We start from the raw sequence: 17,332 nt of genomic DNA, 5'->3' as shown, positions 1-17,332 counted from the left end.
TATGGAGACGATCGACCGAAAGGGCGGCAGCGCGCTCTGGCATCAGATCGGCGAGATCCTGGCGGCCGATATTGCCGCCGGGACTTTCGCGCCCGGAGAGAAATTGCCGACCGAGCCCGAGCTGATGCTGCGGTTCGGCGTCAGCCGTTTCACCGTGCGGCAGGCGCTGGGGCACTTGGAGCAGCGTGGATTGGTCCGCGCCGAACAGGGGCGGGGAACCTTCGTTCATAGGGGCGTGCTCGACTATACGCTGTCGAAACGCACCCGCTTCCACAAAAATCTGATCGAGCAAGGTTTTGAACCGGGTGGCGAGCTGCTCGTTCACGAGATCGTGCCGGCGACCGAACGCGTCGCGGCCCATTTAAAGATCGCAATCGGCGCGTCGGTCATCCATCGTCGCGGTGTCATGACGGCCGACGGTATTCCAGTGGAATTGGGGGATTCCTATTATCCGGCCGAACGTTTTCCCGATTTCGATCAGGCTAGATTGAGGCATCCGACAATCTCGGCAGCGCTCGCCAGCTATGGCGTCACCGACTATGAGCGCTTGTCGACGGAGATCGAGGCGCGCATGCCGACGGCCGAAGAGGCGCGGATCCTGCGCCAGCCGAAATCCGCGCCGCTGCTGGTGACGCGCAAGGCGGATGCGGATACCGACGGAGTGCCGATCACCTATTCGGAATCGGTCTGGCCGGCCGAGCGCACCACATTCAATCTCGATCTGCGGTGAGAGCGCCGGAGAGCCCTTGAGGCTCTTCGCGAGCTTGAACTAGCGGTGGGAGAGGATATTGACCACCTTGCCGAAGGGGTCGCGGACGTAGAAGCGGCGGACACCCCACGGCTCGTCCGTCAGGTCATACAATATGCCGAAGCCCATGGAGGTGGCGCGCTGATAAAGCGTATCGACATCGTCGACTTCGATGGAAAGGTCGGGGACGAGCGTTCCCGAACCGCCCTCGCTGGCGACGCTGATCTGCGGCACTGTTGCCGCTTCAGAGGCGAAGGTCAGGATCCAGCCGTGATCCATGACGATGTCGAGGCCGAGCAGGTCGTGGTAGAAAAGACGGGCCGTGGCGGGATCGGCGGCGGACAGGTTCGGGATGATGCGTAGGACGGTCACTGACGTTTCTCCCTTGTGATGTGGAGGCGAGCTCTAGCCGCGCCTCCACGATGCTGGTTCAGACCGTGACGGCCGGCAGCAACTTGGCGCGCTCCGCCAGGATGTGGCGGCAGGCGCTGGCGACTTCCCGGCCCTTGATGATGAAATGTTCCTTGAAGAACTGGATGTGGGCTTCCGACTCCTGGAAGTGATGCGGGGTCAGGACTGCCGACAGGATCGGCACGCCGGTGTCCAGCTGGACGCGCATCATAGCATCAAGAACCGTATTGGCGACAAATTCATGGCGATAGATGCCACCGTCGACAACGAAAGCGGTGGCAACGATTGCGGAATAACGGCCGTTGCGGGCGAGCGTCTGAGCATGCAGCGGAATTTCCAAGGCGCCGGGCACGTCGAAGATATCGATCGGCGATGCACCTTCCGTCGTCTGCCATTCGGCAACGAAGGAGTCGACCGAGCGATCGACGATATCGGCATGCCAGCGAGCCCGAATGATCGCGACGCGGCTCGGCTGGGTAGAAATCGAAATGGTCATGAATTTTGCCTTTCAAGGGTTGTTGTCAAATATCCCTTGGGCGAACACGCAACATCGCGGCATCCCTCGCGCGGAGGAGGTGCGATCCTGCTTGCTCTCTTCCATCCGGACTATACCGTCGGCTCCGGCATCTCACCGGATCTGCTGACCCTTCCGAAAGCTCGGAAGGCGCTCGCGGGCTCGAGGAAACTCCCCATACCGCCGGTGGGGAATTGCACCCCGCCCTGAGAACGTCCGGACTATAAATGCTTTCTCTCATGAAAATCAAAGAAAAACGCCGGGCTTCTGACCCGGCGTCCGCGAATAATTTTCCAAAATGACCCTGCGACGCAGGGTGCTTTCTCAATCCTGAATCACGAGCAGATCGGAGGAGGCGAAGCGCAGCGTCACCTTCTCGCCGACGCTCGGAGGCATCATCCCGGGGCTGTTGAACATGTCGAAGGAAATCGTGTTGCCAGCAACGTTCATGCGGGTGCGAATGACCGAACCCAGGAAGTGTGCCGAAGAGACTTCGCCCGTGAGAGCGGTATCGCCTTTGGCTGATTCCGCCAGCGAACCGGCTTCCGGACGCAGGGCAAGCGATACGGTATCGCCTGGCTTGTAGGCCGTCACCGACTGCTTCAGGGTCACGCCCTGATCGCCGATCATGATGCGGTTGCTATCGGGATCGACGACCTTGCCTTCGATCAGGTTCAGCGTACCGACGAAGGAAGCGACGAAGCGGGTTGCCGGCGTGTTGTAAATCTCGAAAGGCGTGCCGATCTGATCGGCGCGACCGGCATTCATGACGACGATGCGATCCGAGATCGACAGGGCTTCTTCCTGGTCGTGGGTCACGAAAACGGTGGTGATGCCGAGCTGCTGCTGGATGGCGCGGATTTCTTCGCGCAGCGAGATGCGGATCTTCGCGTCGAGCGCCGAAAGCGGCTCGTCGAGCAGCAGCACCTGCGGCTTGACGGCGATAGCGCGGGCGAGCGCCACGCGCTGCTGCTGGCCGCCGGACATCTGATAGGGATAGCGGCCGGCGAGATGATCGAGCTTGATGAGAGCCAGCATCTCCTTGACGCGCTTATCGATGTCGGGCTTTGCCATGCCGGCCACCTTGAGGCCGAAAGCGACGTTGTCGTGCACCGTCATGTTCGGGAACAGCGCGTAGGCCTGGAACACCATGCCGATATTCCGCTGGTTCGGTTTTAACGCCCGCTGATCCTTGCCGTTGATCGACAGGGTGCCGGCGGTCGGCGTTTCGAAACCGGCGATCATGCGCAGCACGGTCGTCTTGCCGCAGCCCGATGGTCCAAGGAAGGAGATGAATTCTCCCTTCTCGATTTGCATATTGAAATCGTGAACGACCTGAACTTCGCCGAATGATTTCTTGATGTGGGTGAGTTCGAGAAAAGCCATGGTGAGAAGCCTTACGCCTTAACCGGAGCCAGTTTTGAGAAGCGGGAAACGAGCTGCAGCAGACCCATGCTAAGCCAGGTGACAGCAAGCGCAATGATGGCGAGCGCCGAGGATTGATAAGCCTGGTTGGCGCCGACGAGCTGCATGTAAGGGCCGAAAGCCGGACGATTGAGCAGCGAGGCCATCGTGAATTCGCCCATGACGATCGCCAGCGTGATGAATGCGCCGGAGAGGACGCCGCTCATGACATTGGGGAAAATGCAGCGGAGCATGATGGTTGTCCACTTCGCGCCAAGGCTTTCTGCGGCTTCCGTCAGGGTGCCGACATCGATCGTGCGCATCGCCGTGTCGACTGAACGATACATATAGGGGAGCGCCAAGACAATATAGGAGCAGACAAGAAGGAAGTTCGTCGTCTGCTCGAAGCCTGTCAAAGGCAGGATCGATGACGAATTGTAGAGGCGCAGATAGCCGAAGACGATGACGATGGCGGGGATGACCAGCGGCATCAGCGTGATGAACTCGACGATCGGGCGTATTTGGGGCAAACGGAGGCGCACCCAATAAGCCGTAGGCACCACGATCAACATGCCGAAGATGATGGTCAGCAAGGCCATGAGCATCGAATAGCCGAACGCATACAGGAAGTGAGCGTCCGAAACGACTGATGCATAGGCGTCAAAACTATAGGCGTCGCGACGCATGCGCAGTGAGAATTCCAGCGTACCGATGAGCGGAACGATGAAATAGATAGCGCCGATGACAACAGCGATCCAGGCAAAGAATTTTTGCAGCTTCATTTCTGCCACCGTTCCGCGCGAATACGCATGATGATGTAGATCACATTGGAAATGCCAGTGATGACGATCATGCCGAGCGCCATTGCATAGCCGAGATTGGCGTTGTGCAGCACGTCGCCGCGGATTTGCGCGTAGAGCTGGATCGGGATGATGTTCAGCGAGCTGCCCGTCAGCGCGATGGCCGTTGCGATGGCGCCGAAGGCGTTGGCAAACAGCAGCAGCGTCGTGCCAAGCAGGCTCGGCCAGAGAATGGGGAGCGCCACCATGAGCCAATATTGTCTCGTGGTCGCCCCGAGGATGGATGCGGCTTCACGCCATTCCTTTTTCATGCCGTCCAGCGCCGGCGTGATAATCAGCACCATCAGCGGAATCTGGAAGTACATATAGGTGATGGTCAAGCCGACGAAGCTGTAGAGATTGAAGCCTGTGGAATAGAGATTGAAACCCAACCAATCCCTCATCAGCAGCGTGACGAGGCCCAGGCGACCGATCGTGGCGATGAACGCAAAAGCCAGTGGTACGCCGGCGAAATTTGAGGCGACACCGGAAAAGGTAAGGAAGGCATGGCGCACCCAGGCCGGAAGTCCGCCCATGACCAGCGCCCAGGCCAGATAAAAGCCGATCAACGCGCCGCCGAGCGCCGAGGCGACCGAAACCCTGATGCTGATCCAATAGGAGTCCAAGATGGATTTCGTGAACAGATCGCCGATGTTCTTCAGCGTCAGGCCGCCGTCCGGCGTCAGAAAAGCGCCAGCGATCAGATAGATTGTCGGCAAAATCAGAAACAGCAGCGCGAAGATCAGGAAGGGCGCTATGCCCAGCCAGTCAACGACCACGCGTTTGTTGATCAAGGGCGTGGTGCTGATGGTCGATGTTGTCACGGTGCTCATGATTGGCCCAATCCGCGGCGTCAAAAAACGGAAAACCTCCCCGCCGAAGCGGGGAGGCCAAGTCAGTTGTGATTACTGCACGTTCGAACCGACGACGGAATCCCACTTCGTGGTGATGGCGGTCTTGCCGGCATCCTGTTCTTCTAGCGTCGGGAAGACGGCCTTTTCATAGGCGGCAGCCGGCGGCAGCTTGTCGAGAAGTTCCTGCGGAACCTTCTTATTCTTCGCCAGGTCGTTGAAGCGGATCGGGTGGCAATAGCCCTTCAGCCAGCCGATCTGGCCTTCGTCGGAATAGAGGAATTCCATCCAGAGCTTGGCAGCGTTCGGATGCGGAGCGAAAGCCGAGATCGCCTGGACGTAGACACCAGCGATAACGCCGGAAGCCGGAACAGTGACGTCGACCGGCGGGTTGCCGTTCAGGCTGTCGCGCCAGGAGAGACCGTTGTAGTCCCAGGCGACGACGATCGGGGTTGCACCCTGAGCCAGCGAGGCGGACTTGCCGATGACCGGAACGAAGTTGCCGGCCTTGTTGAGCTTCGCGAAGTAATCGAGACCGGCGGCGCCGATCTTGGCGGCGTCCTTTTCGCCGGCTGCGAGGCCGGCGGCGTAGACGGCCTGAACTGCCTGGTTCGACGTGCGCGGGTCACCAGCGAGCGAAACGGTGTTGGCATATTCCGGCTTCAGGAGGTCAGCCCAGTCCTTCGGCGGGTTCTTCACGACGTCCTTATTGGTGACGAAAGAGAGAACACCGTAGTAGTCGCCGTACCAGTAGCCTTCGGCATCCTTGGCGCTGTCCGGAATGGAATCCCAGGTGGAAACCTTGTACGGCTGCAGCAGGCCTTCCTTCTTGGCCGTCGGGCCGAAAGAGAGACCGACGTCGATCACGTCGGGAGCCTGCGGGCCGGTGTTGCCCTTGTTGGCGCGGATTGCCTCGACTTCATCGCCCGAACCGGCATCCGGATTCAGTTCGTTGACTTCGATGCCGTATTTCGCCTTGAACGCAGCGATCAGGTCGCCATAACCGCACCAGTTGTGGGGCAGGGCGATCGTGGTCAGCGTGCCTTCCTTCTTAGCGGCAGCGATGAGATCGGCGCTCGGTTCTGCGGCCGCGATAGCCGTCGAAGCGACGAGCATCGCCGTAGAAATTGTCAGAAGACGATGAATTTTCGAGATCACTGCATTTCCTCCTTTTGGGTTTTCAGTGTCTGGCGTTGCTGTTAATGACGTTACATGAAGGTTGTGTGACGACTTCAAAGTGTTGCGTTTGCTGAAAACGCAGTCGATTTTTGCTTCTAATCGACAAGTATGACAGTCGCTGTATTTCACACCCTTCACGGACCGTTATTTTCTGTTTTCATTCCCCTTCAACTTAGCTTGCGAAACAGCTTGGTTTGCTCGAAAAGACCTTCCAGTGTCTTCATACGCTCGCTTGTCTCGTCCCATGTCGAGCTTTGTACAGCTTCGATCAGGGCTTCGACGATGAAGAGGGTGACAACCGATGAATCCCAGGCGGACGGCGCCTCGATCTGCACGCGGAACGTGTATTTCGCATGCTTGGCGGCGGGCGTTGCCCACTGGTCGGTGAAGACGATGATTTCCGCGCCACGCCGGCGGGCGGCGGCGGCCAGATTGACCATTTCCTGCTCGTAACGCCTGATATCGAATATGACGAGCAGATCGCCCGGATTCATGTTCAGGACATATTGCGGCCAGGTGCTGGAATTGGAGGAGAGCAGCGTCGTGTTGGGGCGGATGACCTGCATATGGGTGAAGAAATACTCGGCAAGCGCCCCTGTAATGCGCCCGCCCACGAAATAAAGGCCGCGTTTTCTTTCCGACAGCAGCGCGGCAACGCCATCGAAGGTCGCCACGTCGATATCCGACAGGGTCTGTCGCAGGTTGCCCATGATGGCGTCGGCGAAACGATTGAGGATATGCGTGCCTGGCGCGTTGGATGCCCAGCGATCGTGCTTCGTCAGGGGGTTGGAGATCGTTGCCTCGACTTCTTGATGAAGATGGGCCTGGAAGTCCGGATAGCCTTTGTATCCGAGTTTCTGCACCATGCGTGCGACTGTCGGGGTCGAAACCCGCGCATTCTCGGCGACGGTGGTAATGCTGCCCAACCCGGAAACGGGATAATTGTCGAGCAGGCTCTTGGCGAGCTGCTTTTCGGCGCGCGTCAGCGTGTCAAAGCGCGCATTGATTACGTCTGAAACTGTTTTCGACGCATTGTTCACTCGATTTTAGCTCCCCGGAACGGTCTGATGCCGCTTTCCTTGCAGGATATAACAACGCTGTCACATTTCGAGTCAATGTCACAAATGAAGAAATAATTTCAGTTTCCAGTTGACAGCGGCGAAAACCTGAAGAATTCTTTTCTTATAAACATTTTGTTAATCGGCAATGGGGCGTCTCCGATGCTCGCGCAGCAAGGTATTTTGACGAAGGCAGACGGCGATTGCGTTGCGGTCGAAAGACCGGACGGAAGCAGTGCGGTTTTGCTCGTCTGTGAGCATGCCTCCCGCGCGCTTCCAGAACGGTTCGGCGACCTCGGGCTTTCCGTTGAGGCGCTTTCCAGCCATATCGCGTGGGATCCGGGCGCACTCGCGGTTGCAAGGGGAATTTCCGCCGGCTTGAATGCCACCTTGGTTTTTCAGCGCTTCTCCCGGCTGATCTATGATTGCAACAGGCCCCCCGAAAGCGCCGGTGCCATGCCGGAGACGAGCGAGATCTATACGATCCCTGGAAATCAGCACTTGGGCGAGGCGGATAGAAAAGCGCGTACGGAAGGGCTCTACATCCCGTTTCACGATCGCATTCGGGCGCTCTTGAAGGAGCGGGCGGCGCGCGGACAAAAAACCGTGATCGTGACAATCCATAGCTTCACGCCGGTCTATAATGGCAAGCCGCGGGCAGTGGAGCTTGGCATTCTGCATGATGAAGACCGTTGGCTGGCCGATCGCATGCTTGATGCAGCAGCTGAGGCACCGCTCTATCAGACAGAGCGCAATCAGCCTTACGGTCCTCAAGACGGTGTCACCCATACGTTGAAGCTGCATGGGCTCGCCAATGGTCTGCATAACGTAATGATCGAGGTCCGCAACGACCTCATTCGAGATGACGTCGGTCAAGGGGTCATGGCCGATTATCTGACGGGGCTTCTCCAGAGCAGTCTGGAAGCCTGAGCATAAAAGAAAAAGACCCCGGGGAGCAGTTCAACTGCGATCGGGCCGCATGGCGAAATGTCAGCGGTCAATGTGACACATGGTTCTCCGCAATCCCGCGGACGACCGGGCTTTAGGGGGAATGGCATGGCTGATTATACAGAGTCAGACAAGAAGCAGGATGTCCAGATCCTGCACTCCATGGGCTACGCTCAGGAGTTGGAACGGCGGATGAGTTCATTCTCGAATTTCGCCGTGTCCTTCTCGATCATCTGCATTCTATCCGGCGGCATCAATTCGCTGGCTCAAGCGACATCGGGTGCGGGCGGTGCCGCTATTGGTATCGGCTGGCCTGTCGGCTGCTTCATATCGCTCGTCTTCGCTGTGGCGATGGCCCAGATCAGTTCGGCCTATCCGACGGCCGGCGGTCTCTACCACTGGGGCTCGATCCTCGGCAATCGCTTCACCGGCTGGCTGACGGCCTGGTTCAACCTGCTCGGCCTCGTCACCGTCCTCGGCGCCATCAATGTCGGCACCTATTACTTCTTCGTCGGCGCATTCGGCGGCTACTTCAACATGACCGACACCACGCTGGTGCGCATCGTGTTCCTGGTGGTCATCACAGGTCTGCAGGCGCTGGTCAATCACATGGGTATCGGCTTGACGGCGAAGCTGACCGACTTCTCCGGTTATCTGATCTTCGCAACCTCGATCCTTCTGGCGGCTGTTTGCCTGATCGCTGCGCCGTCCTATGATTTTGCGCGGCTTTTCACCTTCACCAACTATTCCGGTCTGGCGACGATTGCTGCCGACGGCTCGGCAACCGGTGCCCCGGTCTGGCCGCAGGTTTCGACTTTCTGGGTCTTCGCGCTCGGCCTTCTGCTGCCGATCTACACGATCACCGGTTATGATGCCTCGGCCCATACGTCGGAAGAGACAGTGAAAGCCGCCCATTCCGTTCCGCGCGGCATGGTGTCGTCGGTTCTGTGGTCGGCGCTCTTCGGCTACATCATGCTTTGCTCGTTTGTGCTGATGCTGCCGAATATGGACGATGCCGCCAAGCAGGGCTGGAACGTGTTCTTCTGGGCAATGGACGCACAGGTCAATCCCATCGTGAAGGACATTCTCTATCTGCTGATCTTCATCAGCCAGTGGCTGTGCGGTCTCGCAACGGTAACCTCGGTTTCGCGCATGATCTTCGCCTTCTCGCGTGACGGCGGTCTGCCGGGATCCAAGGCTCTGTCTCGGGTCAGCCCGAAATACCGCACGCCGGTTTCGGCGATCTGGACTGGGTCGATCCTTTCCGTCCTGTTCGTCTGGGGGTCGTCGCTGGTATCGATCGGCGATACGCCGGTTTACACCATCGTCGTCTCGTGCACCGTCATCTTCCTGTTCTTCTCCTTTGCGATCCCGATCACGCTCGGCCTTTTCGCATGGGGTACGACGAAGTGGGACAAGATGGGCCCTTGGAACCTCGGGGAAGGTCTGTTCAAGCTATTTGCCGTGCTGTCGATCATCGCGATGATCATCATCTTCGTTCTCGGCATTCAGCCGCCGAACGACTGGGCGGGCATTATCACCGTCGGCTTCCTGGTTCTGACGGCCATCGTCTGGTTCGGCTTCGAGCGCCGTCGCTTCAAGGGCCCGCCGATCGGCGATGCCATTGCCAAGCGCAAGGCTGAGATCGCGGCAGCGGAAGCCGCCGTCGGCGAGACGTAAGCGAAGTCTAATCTTTGCGAGCAATGGGGTCGCAGACCTGCGACCCTTTTCACCGGTAGCGACACGGCGGCACGCGCGCGGATTATCCCGCAAGGCGGTATCGTTCGGCAGGCCGACGTTTCAATTCATTGTTCAGGCGGACCAAATTATGAGCAGCAGCTATACGTTCGACGACCTCAAGCGAGATGTGGCCGAAGGGCTCATCGATACGGTTCTGGCATGTCAGGTCGACATGCAGGGCCGGTTGATGGGCAAACGCTTCCAGGCGGAATTCTTCATCGAGAGCGCCTGGAAGGAAACGCATAGCTGCAATTATCTGCAGGCGACCGACATCGAGATGGAGACCGTCTCCGGCTACAAGTCGACGAGCTGGGAGAAGGGTTATGGCGACTATACCATGAAGCCAGACCTTGCCACGCTGCGCCGCATTCCTTGGCTGGAAGGCACGGCGCTCGTCCTTTGCGATGTGCTTGACCATCATACACATGAGGAAGTTGCGCATTCTCCGCGCGCCATTCTGAAGAAGCAGGTGAAGCGATTGGAAGCCATGGGGCTCAAGGCCTACATGGCTTCGGAGCTCGAATTCTTCCTGTTCGACCAGAGCTATGACAGCGCGCGCGAAGCTGGCTATCGCAACATGAAGCTCGCCAGCGGCTATAACGAGGACTACCACATCTTCCAGACCACCAAGGAGGAAGAAGTGATGCGGGCGATCCGCACCGGCCTTCAGGGCGCGGGCATCCCAGTGGAGAATTCGAAGGGCGAGGCTTCGGCGGGGCAAGAGGAAATCAACGTCCGTTACGCCGACGCGCTTGATATGGCCGACCGCCATGCCATCATCAAGAACGGCTGCAAGGAGATCGCCTGGTCGAAGGGCAAGGCAATCACCTTCCTCGCGAAGTGGAATTACGGTGCCGCCGGAAGCTCCTCGCACATCCATCAATCCCTCTGGAGCCTCGACGGAAAGAGCCCGAAGTTCTTCGAAGAAGGCGGCAAATACGGCATGTCGCCGATGATGAAGCACTATGTCGCCGGGCTTCTGACCCATGCCAGCGAGATCACCTATTTCCTGGCGCCCTATATCAATTCCTACAAGCGCTTCATGGCCGGCACCTTCGCGCCGACCAAGGCGATCTGGAGCAAGGATAACCGTACCGCCGGTTACCGCCTGTGCGGCGAGGATACGAAATCGATCCGCATCGAATGCCGTGTCGGGGGCTCGGACCTCAATCCTTACCTGGCTTTTGCGGCTCTGATCGCAGCCGGTATCGATGGTATCGAAAACAAGCTTGAACTCGAGGCGCCGTTTGTCGGCGACGCCTATGGCGCGCGCGAAGTTCGCGAGATACCGCGCACGCTGCGCGATGCCACGACTGCCTTGACGACGTCGAAGATGCTGCGTGCCGCCTTCGGGGATGATGTCATCGATCACTACACCCGCGCTGCCGAATGGGAGCAGGAGGAATACGATCGTCGTGTGACCGATTGGGAAGTGGCGCGCGGATTCGAAAGAGCGTAAGGCTTTTGCGATCTGCCTCCTGCCCGATTTTCATTTTATGATCGGGCAGGGCGCTGGGATGTTTTGTCTGTCCGCCGTTTCTCTTTTGAATGCGGCCCTGCTTGCACAACATCCGGGCAATCAACGGATGACCAAGAAAACAGGAATTCGATCATGACCATGATCACATGCGTCTCTCCGGTGAACGGAGAGGTTTATGCCGAGCGTCCGGCACTGTCGCTGGAAGCTGGCAAGGACGTCGTGGCACGCGCCCGCAAGGCGCAGAAGGATTGGGCGCGTAGTCCGCTGGAGGATCGTGTCCAGCTCGTGCTGAAGGGTGTGGCTCGGCTCAATGAGATGGCCGATGTCGTCGTGCCGGAGCTTGCCTGGCAGATGGGCCGTCCGATCAAGTATGGCGGCGAATATCGCGGCTTCAACGAGCGCTCGAACTATGTAGCCTCGATCGCCGCCGACGCACTGGCACCCTTGGTCGTCGAGGATAGTGCCAATTTCGCCCGCCGCATCGAGCGCGAACCGCATGGCGTGGTCTTTGTCATCGCGCCCTGGAATTATCCCTACATGACGGCCATCAACACGGTCGCCCCGGCGCTAATGGCCGGCAATACCGTCATTCTCAAGCACGCAAGCCAGACACTGCTCGTTGGCGAGCGGCTGGTGCAGGCTTTCGTCGAGGCCGGCGTTCCCACCGATGTCTTCCAGAATGTCTTCCTGGATCATGAAACCACCTCGGCGCTGATTGCCGCCGGCAGCTTCAACTTCGTCAATTTCACCGGCTCCGTCGAAGGCGGCCGGTCGATCGAGCGTGCGGCCGCCGGCACCTTTACCAGCCTTGGCCTCGAGCTTGGCGGCAAGGATCCGGGCTATGTCATGGAAGACGCCGATCTGGACGCCGCCGTCGACACGCTGATGGATGGCGCGACCTATAATTCCGGCCAGTGCTGCTGCGGCATCGAGCGCATCTACGTGCATGAATCGCTCTACGACAATTTTGTCGAGAAGTCGGTTGCCTGGGTTTCGAACTATAAGCTCGGCAATCCGCTGGATCCTGAGACGTCGCTCGGGCCGATGGCGCATAAGCGCTTTGCCAAGGTCGTGCGTGAGCAGATCGCCGATGCGGTTGCCAAGGGCGCCGAGGCGCTGGTCGATCCGAAGCTGTTCCCGGCCGATGACGGCGGCGCCTATCTTGCGCCGCAGGTCCTCGTCAATGTCGATCATTCCATGGCCTTCATGCGCGAAGAAACCTTCGGTCCAGCGGTCGGCATCATGAAGGTGAAGAGCGATGCGGAAGCGCTGGAACTGATGAACGACAGTCCCTACGGTCTGACGGCTTCGCTCTGGACCAAGGATGTCGAGCGCGCCTCACGTATCGGCCGCGAAATCGAAACCGGCACCGTCTTCATGAACCGCGCCGATTATCTCGATCCGGCTCTGTGCTGGACCGGCGTCAAGGAAACCGGCCGCGGCGGCTCGCTGTCGATCATCGGCTTCCACAATCTGACGCGCCCGAAATCCTATCATCTGAAGAAAGTAACAGCATGAGCACTATCTCAGCCAATTGGAGCTATCCGAACGCCTTCAAGCTCGGTCGTGGCCGTATCAAGGAGCTCGCGGACGCCTGCAAGAGCCTGGGCATGAAGAAGCCTCTCCTGATCACCGACCGGGGACTTGCCTCGATGGCGATCACGGCGACGGCCTTGGATATTCTGGAGGATGCAGGTCTCGGTCGCGCCATCTTCGCTGACGTCGATCCGAATCCGAACGAGAAAAATCTCGAAGCTGGCGTGAAAGCGTTTAAGGACGGCGGCCATGATGGCGTCGTCGCCTTCGGCGGCGGCTCCGGCCTCGATCTCGGCAAGTGCGTCGCCTTCATGGTCGGCCAGAGCCGGCCGGTCTGGGATTTCGAAGATATCGGCGACTGGTGGACCCGCGCCAGCGTCGAAGGTATCGCGCCGATCGTCGCCGTACCGACGACCGCCGGCACCGGTTCGGAAGTCGGCCGCGCCAGCGTCATCACCAATTCCGCGACGCATGTGAAGAAGATCATCTTCCATCCGAAATTCCTGCCCGGCGTCGTCATTGCCGATCCGGAGCTGACCGTCGGCATGCCGAAGATCATCACCGCCGGTACTGGCATGGATGCCTTTGCGCATTGCCTGGAAGCCTATTCCTCACCCTTCTACCATCCGATGTCGGCCGGCATCGCGCTGGAAGGCATGCGCCTGGTCAAGGAATTCCTGCCGCGCGCCTATCGTGAGGGAACAGATCTCGAAGCCCGGGCCAACATGATGAGTGCTGCCGCCATGGGCGCCGTCGCCTTCCAGAAGGGGCTCGGCGCCATCCACGCGTTGTCGCATCCGATTGGCGCCGTCTACAACACGCATCACGGCATGACCAATGCTGTCGTCATGCCAGCTGTCCTGCGCTTCAACCGCAAAGCCATCGAAGAAAAGATTGCGCGCGCCGCCGCCTATCTTGGCATTTCGGGTGGTTTCGACGGCTTCTATGATTATGTGCTGAAGCTACGCTCGGAACTCGGCGTGCCGGAAAGCCTCTCGGCTATGGGCATTGCACCTGACCGGATCGACGAACTCTCCGCCATGGCAATCGAAGATCCGAGTGCCGGCGGCAATCCGGTGCCGATGACGCTCGAAAACACGAAGGCTTTGTTCCGCGACTGCTTCTGATACGCCGCCGAACTACCTGACGCGCCGGATGAAAAATAGCGGTGCGTTTGATATTTCAAGACAAAGAAAAAGCCGCCGAGTTTTCCCGGCGGCTTTTTTGTGTAAGCATGTCTGGCAATCAGTCTACGAATTCGACGACGACGCCGGGCTTGACCATTTTCGCGAGCTCAGTCGCATCCCAATTGGTGAGACGGACACAGCCGTGGCTCTGCGACTTGCCGATCCGCGAGGGATCCGGCGTGCCGTGGATGCCATAGGTCGGTTTCGACAGGGCCATCCAGACCGTACCGACCGGGCCGTTCGGGCCAGGCGGAATGTTCAGAACCTTGTCGTTGGCGCCCTGCTGGAAGTTGATCTTTGGATTGTAGGTATAGCCAGGATTGAAGGCGACGCGCTCGACTGTGACAGTGCCTGACGGCGAGGGCGTGTCTGCGGAACCAATGCTGGCCGGGTAGGCTGCGATCAGCGTGCCGTTGGCATCATAGGCGAAAACCTGCTTGCGGCCCTTATCAGCCAGGATCTTGGCAACTGTGCCGGTCTTGCCGGGGCCTGTATTGACGACCTTGATGATGCTGCCGGGCACGGTGAAATCGACGCCGGGGTTGAGCGCCTTCAGGTAGCCTTCATCCATATGAAAGCGCTCCGCCAGCATTTCGGTCGTCGACGTGTAGCCGAGGGAAGGCATCTGGGACTTCGCGGCATAGTCCTCAGGGATCGAAGCGACGTAGGGGCCTGCGGCGTCGGCAGCGGTGATCGTATAGTTGACGATCGGCATGCCGCCGGACATGCGCAGCTGTTCGAGGATCGCGTCGGTATTGTTGGGGTCGAGCGTTTGCCCGGTCATCTGCTGATAGGCATAGATCGCCTTGGTGACGTTTGCGCCCATGCGGCCGTCGATCGCACCAGGCGAAATACCCTGCCGCGCGAGGAAGACCTCCAGCGCGGTAATCTCCATCTTCGACTTGCCCTTGAGCGTGATGACGGGTTCGGCCGGTGGTGGCTTGTTGACGATATCAGGTGCGCCCTGTTGCGGATCGATTGACGCGTAATCACTGCCGTTCTGGTTCGCCTGGCCCCGGTTCTGGCCTGGTAAGGGCTGATTGTCGAGCGGCTGGCGCTGGATATCGCTGTCACGCGGAATGCCGCCGGTGATCACGCTACGATCCTGCTGACCGTAACCATTATCGGGAGCGCCGTCGTAATTTCCGTAGCTGTCGGTACGATACTGACGATAGTCCTGGTAGTTGCCGTTGTTGGAAAGCTGCGTATCGCCATAGCGGCTGCCGTTATCAGCGTAGCTGTCGCGAGCGGGCGCGCGGGGATAATAGGTGCTGGCCTTCATCTCCGTGGCGACGATATTGCCATAGGCATCGATCAGAACCCGGCGGCCGCGTCCGTCGCGCGCCATGGAATATCCACCACCATAAGGATACTGATCAAGAATCCGACCGTCGGGAGTGACGAGAACCGTGTTGCCGTTGCTGCTGCGATAATATTGCGCCTGCGCATCGGTGAGGGCGAGCGCAGATACAGCGGCAGTCGTTGCCAGGGCAAAACTCAATTTTACGAACCGGTTCACGTCTGTCGAATCCTCGGGATAGTCGTTCGGCTGACACACACATGGCAATTTTGACGCCAGTATGGAGATTTAGATTATCATGCTGAATAAAATATAAAAATTTATGTGATCAAGGCTTCAAGTTAAGATTTGGTAAGCCAAATAACCGTTTATTTCAGTCGCGCGCCACCTTGGGACAGCACCTGCGCTCGGCGCCGATCAGGGAGGATTTTAGGGATGATGGATTTTTCTGCGGCCAAGGGGCCGAAATTGACGCTGGACGAGGGTTCTGTGCTGGATATCGGCGCCTGCATCGTCGAGGGCAACAATCTCGCGCCCGGAAGTGCCGTTCCCGACGATGGCGATCCGCGTATCAGTCATTCCGTGGAAGGCTTCCTCTTCACCTGCGGGCCGGATCATATCCGCCATCCAGAGCCGATGTCCGGCGCCTATGAAGGCAAGCGCTATCCGCTGCATGGTTCCTTCTCGTCTCATCCAGCCAAAATTCTCTGGACCAAATTCGAGAATGGTAACGCGGAATGCCGCGCCGATATCGATGTCATCACAGCCGAACGCCGCACCGCAAGGCTGGAACGTCTTTGGCGGATCGATGGCGCAACCGGCGAAGTCTCGCTTGCCGACCGCATCGTCAATACGAGTACCGAGGCGATGCCGGTCTTTTTGATGTACCATATGAATATCGGCGGCAAATGGTTCGATAGCGGCACGCGCCTTGCCGGACAGATGCTGGAGAATGGCGGCTTTCCCTGGACCTTCGGCGAAGAGGGCGGTGATATCTTCTGCGTGCCGGCGCAGGAAAAGGGCGAGGATTGGGCAGAGATCAGCCTCGGACCCATCGCGGCCATTGGTGGGAAGACTCTGAGGGTGCGGTTCGGAACGGACACGCTGCCGTTTCTGCAGGTCTGGCGCAATCAGCGCGCGCCTGCCCATGTGCTTGGCATCGAGCCGGTTTCGCATCGGTGGGTCTCTCGCGAGGAGCTCGAGGAAGCAGGCGAATTCAATATTCTCCAGCCCGGCGAAGCCCGCAATTTCATGCTCAATTTTGCCTTCGTTTGAGAGCGCCCCGCGGTTGACGCTTGGCCTGTGGCGGCGTAGATCAAGGCCACAGTTTTAGAGAGGACATGAACCATGGATATCCGCCCGATCGACGATGAATACTCGGTATCCGGCCAGATTACCGTTGAGGATCTCGACCAGATCAAGGCTCTGGGGTTCAAGTCCATCGTTTGCCATCGCCCCGATGGCGAAAGCCCGGATCAGACGTCGTTCGGCGTCATCGAGGCCCGTGCCAAGGAACTCGGCCTGGAGATTACCCATGTACCCGTCGGCCCGATGGGCGTGACCGAAGAGGCCGTGCAGGGCATGGTCGATGCGCTGGACGAGTTTCCGCGCCCGATGCTTGGCTACTGCCGCTCGGGCGCACGCTCGACGGCGATCTATCAGAAGACGCATCACATTCGCGGCTGAACGGGTCCTTCCCCGGCCTTTTGATTGAGGGCAGACCCTGGGTCATCCCTTTTACCTATCGAAGAACAACACCAGGAGAAAACCATGAGCATCAAGCGCATCGACGTTGGCGCCCGCATGAGCGGCGCTGTCATCCATGGCAACACCGTCTATCTCGCCGGTCAGGTTGGTGAAGGCGAAAGCGTCACCGATCAGTGCAAGTCGGCACTCGCCGAAGTCGACCGCCTGCTGGGTGCTGCCGGCACCAACAAGTCGAAGATCCTGCAGACGCTCATCTACCTCTCCGACATTTCCTACTTCGCCGAAATGAACGCCGCCTGGGAAGCATGGGTCGATCCGGCCAACACGCCGGCCCGTGCGACCAGCGAAGCTAAGCTCGCAGCGCCGAAGTACAAGGTCGAATTCATCGTAACGGCAGCACTCGACTAAGTCGGGCCGGCGTATTTTTGAA

The 17,332-nt window shown here is 58.9% G+C and carries 17 protein-coding genes and 1 riboswitch; of the genes, 9 read left to right on the top strand and 8 right to left on the bottom strand.

The window, feature by feature from the left end:
- The first annotated feature begins 1 nt into the window (after position 1).
- Complete coding sequence (gene phnF / locus JJQ51_RS15620) at positions 2 to 730, top strand: phosphonate metabolism transcriptional regulator PhnF (protein WP_269244867.1); 729 nt, start codon at positions 2 to 4, stop codon at positions 728 to 730.
- A 39-nt stretch (positions 731 to 769) separates the two neighbouring features.
- On the opposite strand, the gene JJQ51_RS15615 is transcribed toward phnF, so the two are convergent.
- From JJQ51_RS15615 to JJQ51_RS15585, 7 genes are all read right to left on the bottom strand, one after another.
- On the bottom strand, positions 770 to 1,120 hold the full coding sequence (locus JJQ51_RS15615; RefSeq protein WP_113332873.1) for a VOC family protein: 351 nt from the start codon (positions 1,118 to 1,120) through the stop codon (positions 770 to 772).
- A 58-nt stretch (positions 1,121 to 1,178) separates the two neighbouring features.
- Positions 1,179 to 1,655: a 6,7-dimethyl-8-ribityllumazine synthase gene (locus tag JJQ51_RS15610; RefSeq protein WP_113332874.1), complete on the bottom strand. Its 477-nt coding sequence runs from the start codon at positions 1,653 to 1,655 to the stop codon at positions 1,179 to 1,181.
- A gap of 89 nt (positions 1,656 to 1,744) precedes the next feature.
- Positions 1,745 to 1,891: riboswitch (FMN riboswitch) on the bottom strand.
- 106 nt (positions 1,892 to 1,997) lie between these two features.
- Complete coding sequence (locus tag JJQ51_RS15605; RefSeq protein WP_069612572.1) at positions 1,998 to 3,059, bottom strand: ABC transporter ATP-binding protein; 1,062 nt, start codon at positions 3,057 to 3,059, stop codon at positions 1,998 to 2,000.
- 11 nt (positions 3,060 to 3,070) lie between these two features.
- Entirely contained in the window at positions 3,071 to 3,859 is a 789-nt protein-coding gene (locus JJQ51_RS15600; protein WP_152092644.1) for an ABC transporter permease, read from the bottom strand.
- Positions 3,856 to 4,749 carry an ABC transporter permease gene (locus JJQ51_RS15595; protein WP_113351939.1) on the bottom strand — a complete coding sequence of 298 codons (894 nt, stop codon included), beginning with the start codon at positions 4,747 to 4,749 and terminating at the stop codon, positions 3,856 to 3,858. Before JJQ51_RS15595 ends, JJQ51_RS15600 begins: the two co-directional genes overlap by 4 nt.
- A 72-nt stretch (positions 4,750 to 4,821) precedes the next feature.
- Positions 4,822 to 5,925: an ABC transporter substrate-binding protein gene (locus JJQ51_RS15590; RefSeq protein ID WP_113332877.1), complete on the bottom strand. Its 1,104-nt coding sequence runs from the start codon at positions 5,923 to 5,925 to the stop codon at positions 4,822 to 4,824.
- Positions 5,926 to 6,113: 188 nt separating this feature from the next.
- Positions 6,114 to 6,986 carry a MurR/RpiR family transcriptional regulator gene (locus JJQ51_RS15585; protein ID WP_095435308.1) on the bottom strand — a complete coding sequence of 291 codons (873 nt, stop codon included), beginning with the start codon at positions 6,984 to 6,986 and terminating at the stop codon, positions 6,114 to 6,116.
- 180 nt (positions 6,987 to 7,166) lie between these two features.
- On the opposite strand from JJQ51_RS15585, the gene JJQ51_RS15580 reads away from it, so the two are divergent.
- The 5 genes from JJQ51_RS15580 (at position 7,167) to JJQ51_RS15560 (ending at position 13,835) form a co-directional block, all read left to right on the top strand.
- Entirely contained in the window at positions 7,167 to 7,934 is a 768-nt protein-coding gene (locus JJQ51_RS15580; RefSeq protein WP_095435307.1) for an N-formylglutamate amidohydrolase, read from the top strand.
- 126 nt (positions 7,935 to 8,060) lie between these two features.
- The gene (locus JJQ51_RS15575) at positions 8,061 to 9,632 is read left to right on the top strand and encodes an amino acid permease (protein ID WP_113351940.1); all 1,572 of its coding nucleotides are present in this window, start codon (positions 8,061 to 8,063) and stop codon (positions 9,630 to 9,632) included.
- A 148-nt stretch (positions 9,633 to 9,780) separates the two neighbouring features.
- On the top strand, positions 9,781 to 11,151 hold the full coding sequence (locus tag JJQ51_RS15570; RefSeq protein ID WP_113332879.1) for a glutamine synthetase family protein: 1,371 nt from the start codon (positions 9,781 to 9,783) through the stop codon (positions 11,149 to 11,151).
- 153 nt (positions 11,152 to 11,304) lie between these two features.
- Positions 11,305 to 12,690, top strand: a complete 1,386-nt coding sequence (locus JJQ51_RS15565; protein ID WP_113351941.1) for an aldehyde dehydrogenase family protein — start codon at positions 11,305 to 11,307, stop codon at positions 12,688 to 12,690.
- Positions 12,687 to 13,835 (top strand): iron-containing alcohol dehydrogenase, encoded by a 1,149-nt coding sequence (locus JJQ51_RS15560; RefSeq protein WP_113332880.1) that lies wholly within the window; start codon positions 12,687 to 12,689, stop codon positions 13,833 to 13,835. Before JJQ51_RS15565 ends, JJQ51_RS15560 begins: the two co-directional genes overlap by 4 nt.
- A gap of 118 nt (positions 13,836 to 13,953) precedes the next feature.
- On the opposite strand, the gene JJQ51_RS15555 is transcribed toward JJQ51_RS15560, so the two are convergent.
- Positions 13,954 to 15,414 (bottom strand): L,D-transpeptidase, encoded by a 1,461-nt coding sequence (locus tag JJQ51_RS15555; RefSeq protein WP_113351942.1) that lies wholly within the window; start codon positions 15,412 to 15,414, stop codon positions 13,954 to 13,956.
- A 216-nt stretch (positions 15,415 to 15,630) separates the two neighbouring features.
- Here JJQ51_RS15555 and JJQ51_RS15550 point away from each other — a divergent pair, with 216 nt between their 5' ends.
- The 3 genes from JJQ51_RS15550 to JJQ51_RS15540 all read left to right on the top strand — a co-directional run bounded on the left by JJQ51_RS15550 (position 15,631) and on the right by JJQ51_RS15540 (position 17,310).
- The gene (locus tag JJQ51_RS15550) at positions 15,631 to 16,470 is read left to right on the top strand and encodes a DUF4432 family protein (protein ID WP_113351943.1); all 840 of its coding nucleotides are present in this window, start codon (positions 15,631 to 15,633) and stop codon (positions 16,468 to 16,470) included.
- Positions 16,471 to 16,542: 72 nt separating this feature from the next.
- Positions 16,543 to 16,881 carry a TIGR01244 family sulfur transferase gene (locus tag JJQ51_RS15545; RefSeq protein WP_113351944.1) on the top strand — a complete coding sequence of 113 codons (339 nt, stop codon included), beginning with the start codon at positions 16,543 to 16,545 and terminating at the stop codon, positions 16,879 to 16,881.
- Between the two features lie 84 nt (positions 16,882 to 16,965).
- Positions 16,966 to 17,310 (top strand): RidA family protein, encoded by a 345-nt coding sequence (locus JJQ51_RS15540; protein WP_113332882.1) that lies wholly within the window; start codon positions 16,966 to 16,968, stop codon positions 17,308 to 17,310.
- Positions 17,311 to 17,332: the final 22 nt, after the last annotated feature.

The sequence above is a fragment of the Rhizobium sp. AG207R genome, assembly GCF_027109195.1.
Taxonomy (GTDB): Bacteria; Pseudomonadota; Alphaproteobacteria; order Rhizobiales; family Rhizobiaceae; genus Rhizobium; species Rhizobium dioscoreae.
The sequence above is the reverse complement of the archived record's forward strand: the minus strand, read 5'-3'. Positions and strand labels throughout refer to the sequence as shown.

Excerpts from the sequence above, each read along its gene's own strand:
- JJQ51_RS15560 (WP_113332880.1), top strand. The coding sequence starts at position 12,687 with ATGAGCACTATCTCAGCCAATTGGAGCTATCCGAACGCCTTCAAGCTC.
- JJQ51_RS15565 (WP_113351941.1), top strand. The coding sequence starts at position 11,305 with ATGACCATGATCACATGCGTCTCTCCGGTGAACGGAGAGGTTTATGCC.
- JJQ51_RS15605 (WP_069612572.1), bottom strand. The coding sequence starts at position 3,059 with ATGGCTTTTCTCGAACTCACCCACATCAAGAAATCATTCGGCGAAGTT.
- JJQ51_RS15580 (WP_095435307.1), top strand. The coding sequence starts at position 7,167 with ATGCTCGCGCAGCAAGGTATTTTGACGAAGGCAGACGGCGATTGCGTT.
- JJQ51_RS15575 (WP_113351940.1), top strand. The coding sequence starts at position 8,061 with ATGGCTGATTATACAGAGTCAGACAAGAAGCAGGATGTCCAGATCCTG.
- JJQ51_RS15545 (WP_113351944.1), top strand. The coding sequence starts at position 16,543 with ATGGATATCCGCCCGATCGACGATGAATACTCGGTATCCGGCCAGATT.
- phnF (WP_269244867.1), top strand. The coding sequence starts at position 2 with ATGGAGACGATCGACCGAAAGGGCGGCAGCGCGCTCTGGCATCAGATC.
- JJQ51_RS15540 (WP_113332882.1), top strand. The coding sequence starts at position 16,966 with ATGAGCATCAAGCGCATCGACGTTGGCGCCCGCATGAGCGGCGCTGTC.
- JJQ51_RS15550 (WP_113351943.1), top strand. The coding sequence starts at position 15,631 with ATGATGGATTTTTCTGCGGCCAAGGGGCCGAAATTGACGCTGGACGAG.
- JJQ51_RS15570 (WP_113332879.1), top strand. The coding sequence starts at position 9,781 with ATGAGCAGCAGCTATACGTTCGACGACCTCAAGCGAGATGTGGCCGAA.
- JJQ51_RS15600 (WP_152092644.1), bottom strand. The coding sequence starts at position 3,859 with ATGAAGCTGCAAAAATTCTTTGCCTGGATCGCTGTTGTCATCGGCGCT.
- JJQ51_RS15610 (WP_113332874.1), bottom strand. The coding sequence starts at position 1,655 with ATGACCATTTCGATTTCTACCCAGCCGAGCCGCGTCGCGATCATTCGG.
- JJQ51_RS15595 (WP_113351939.1), bottom strand. The coding sequence starts at position 4,749 with ATGAGCACCGTGACAACATCGACCATCAGCACCACGCCCTTGATCAAC.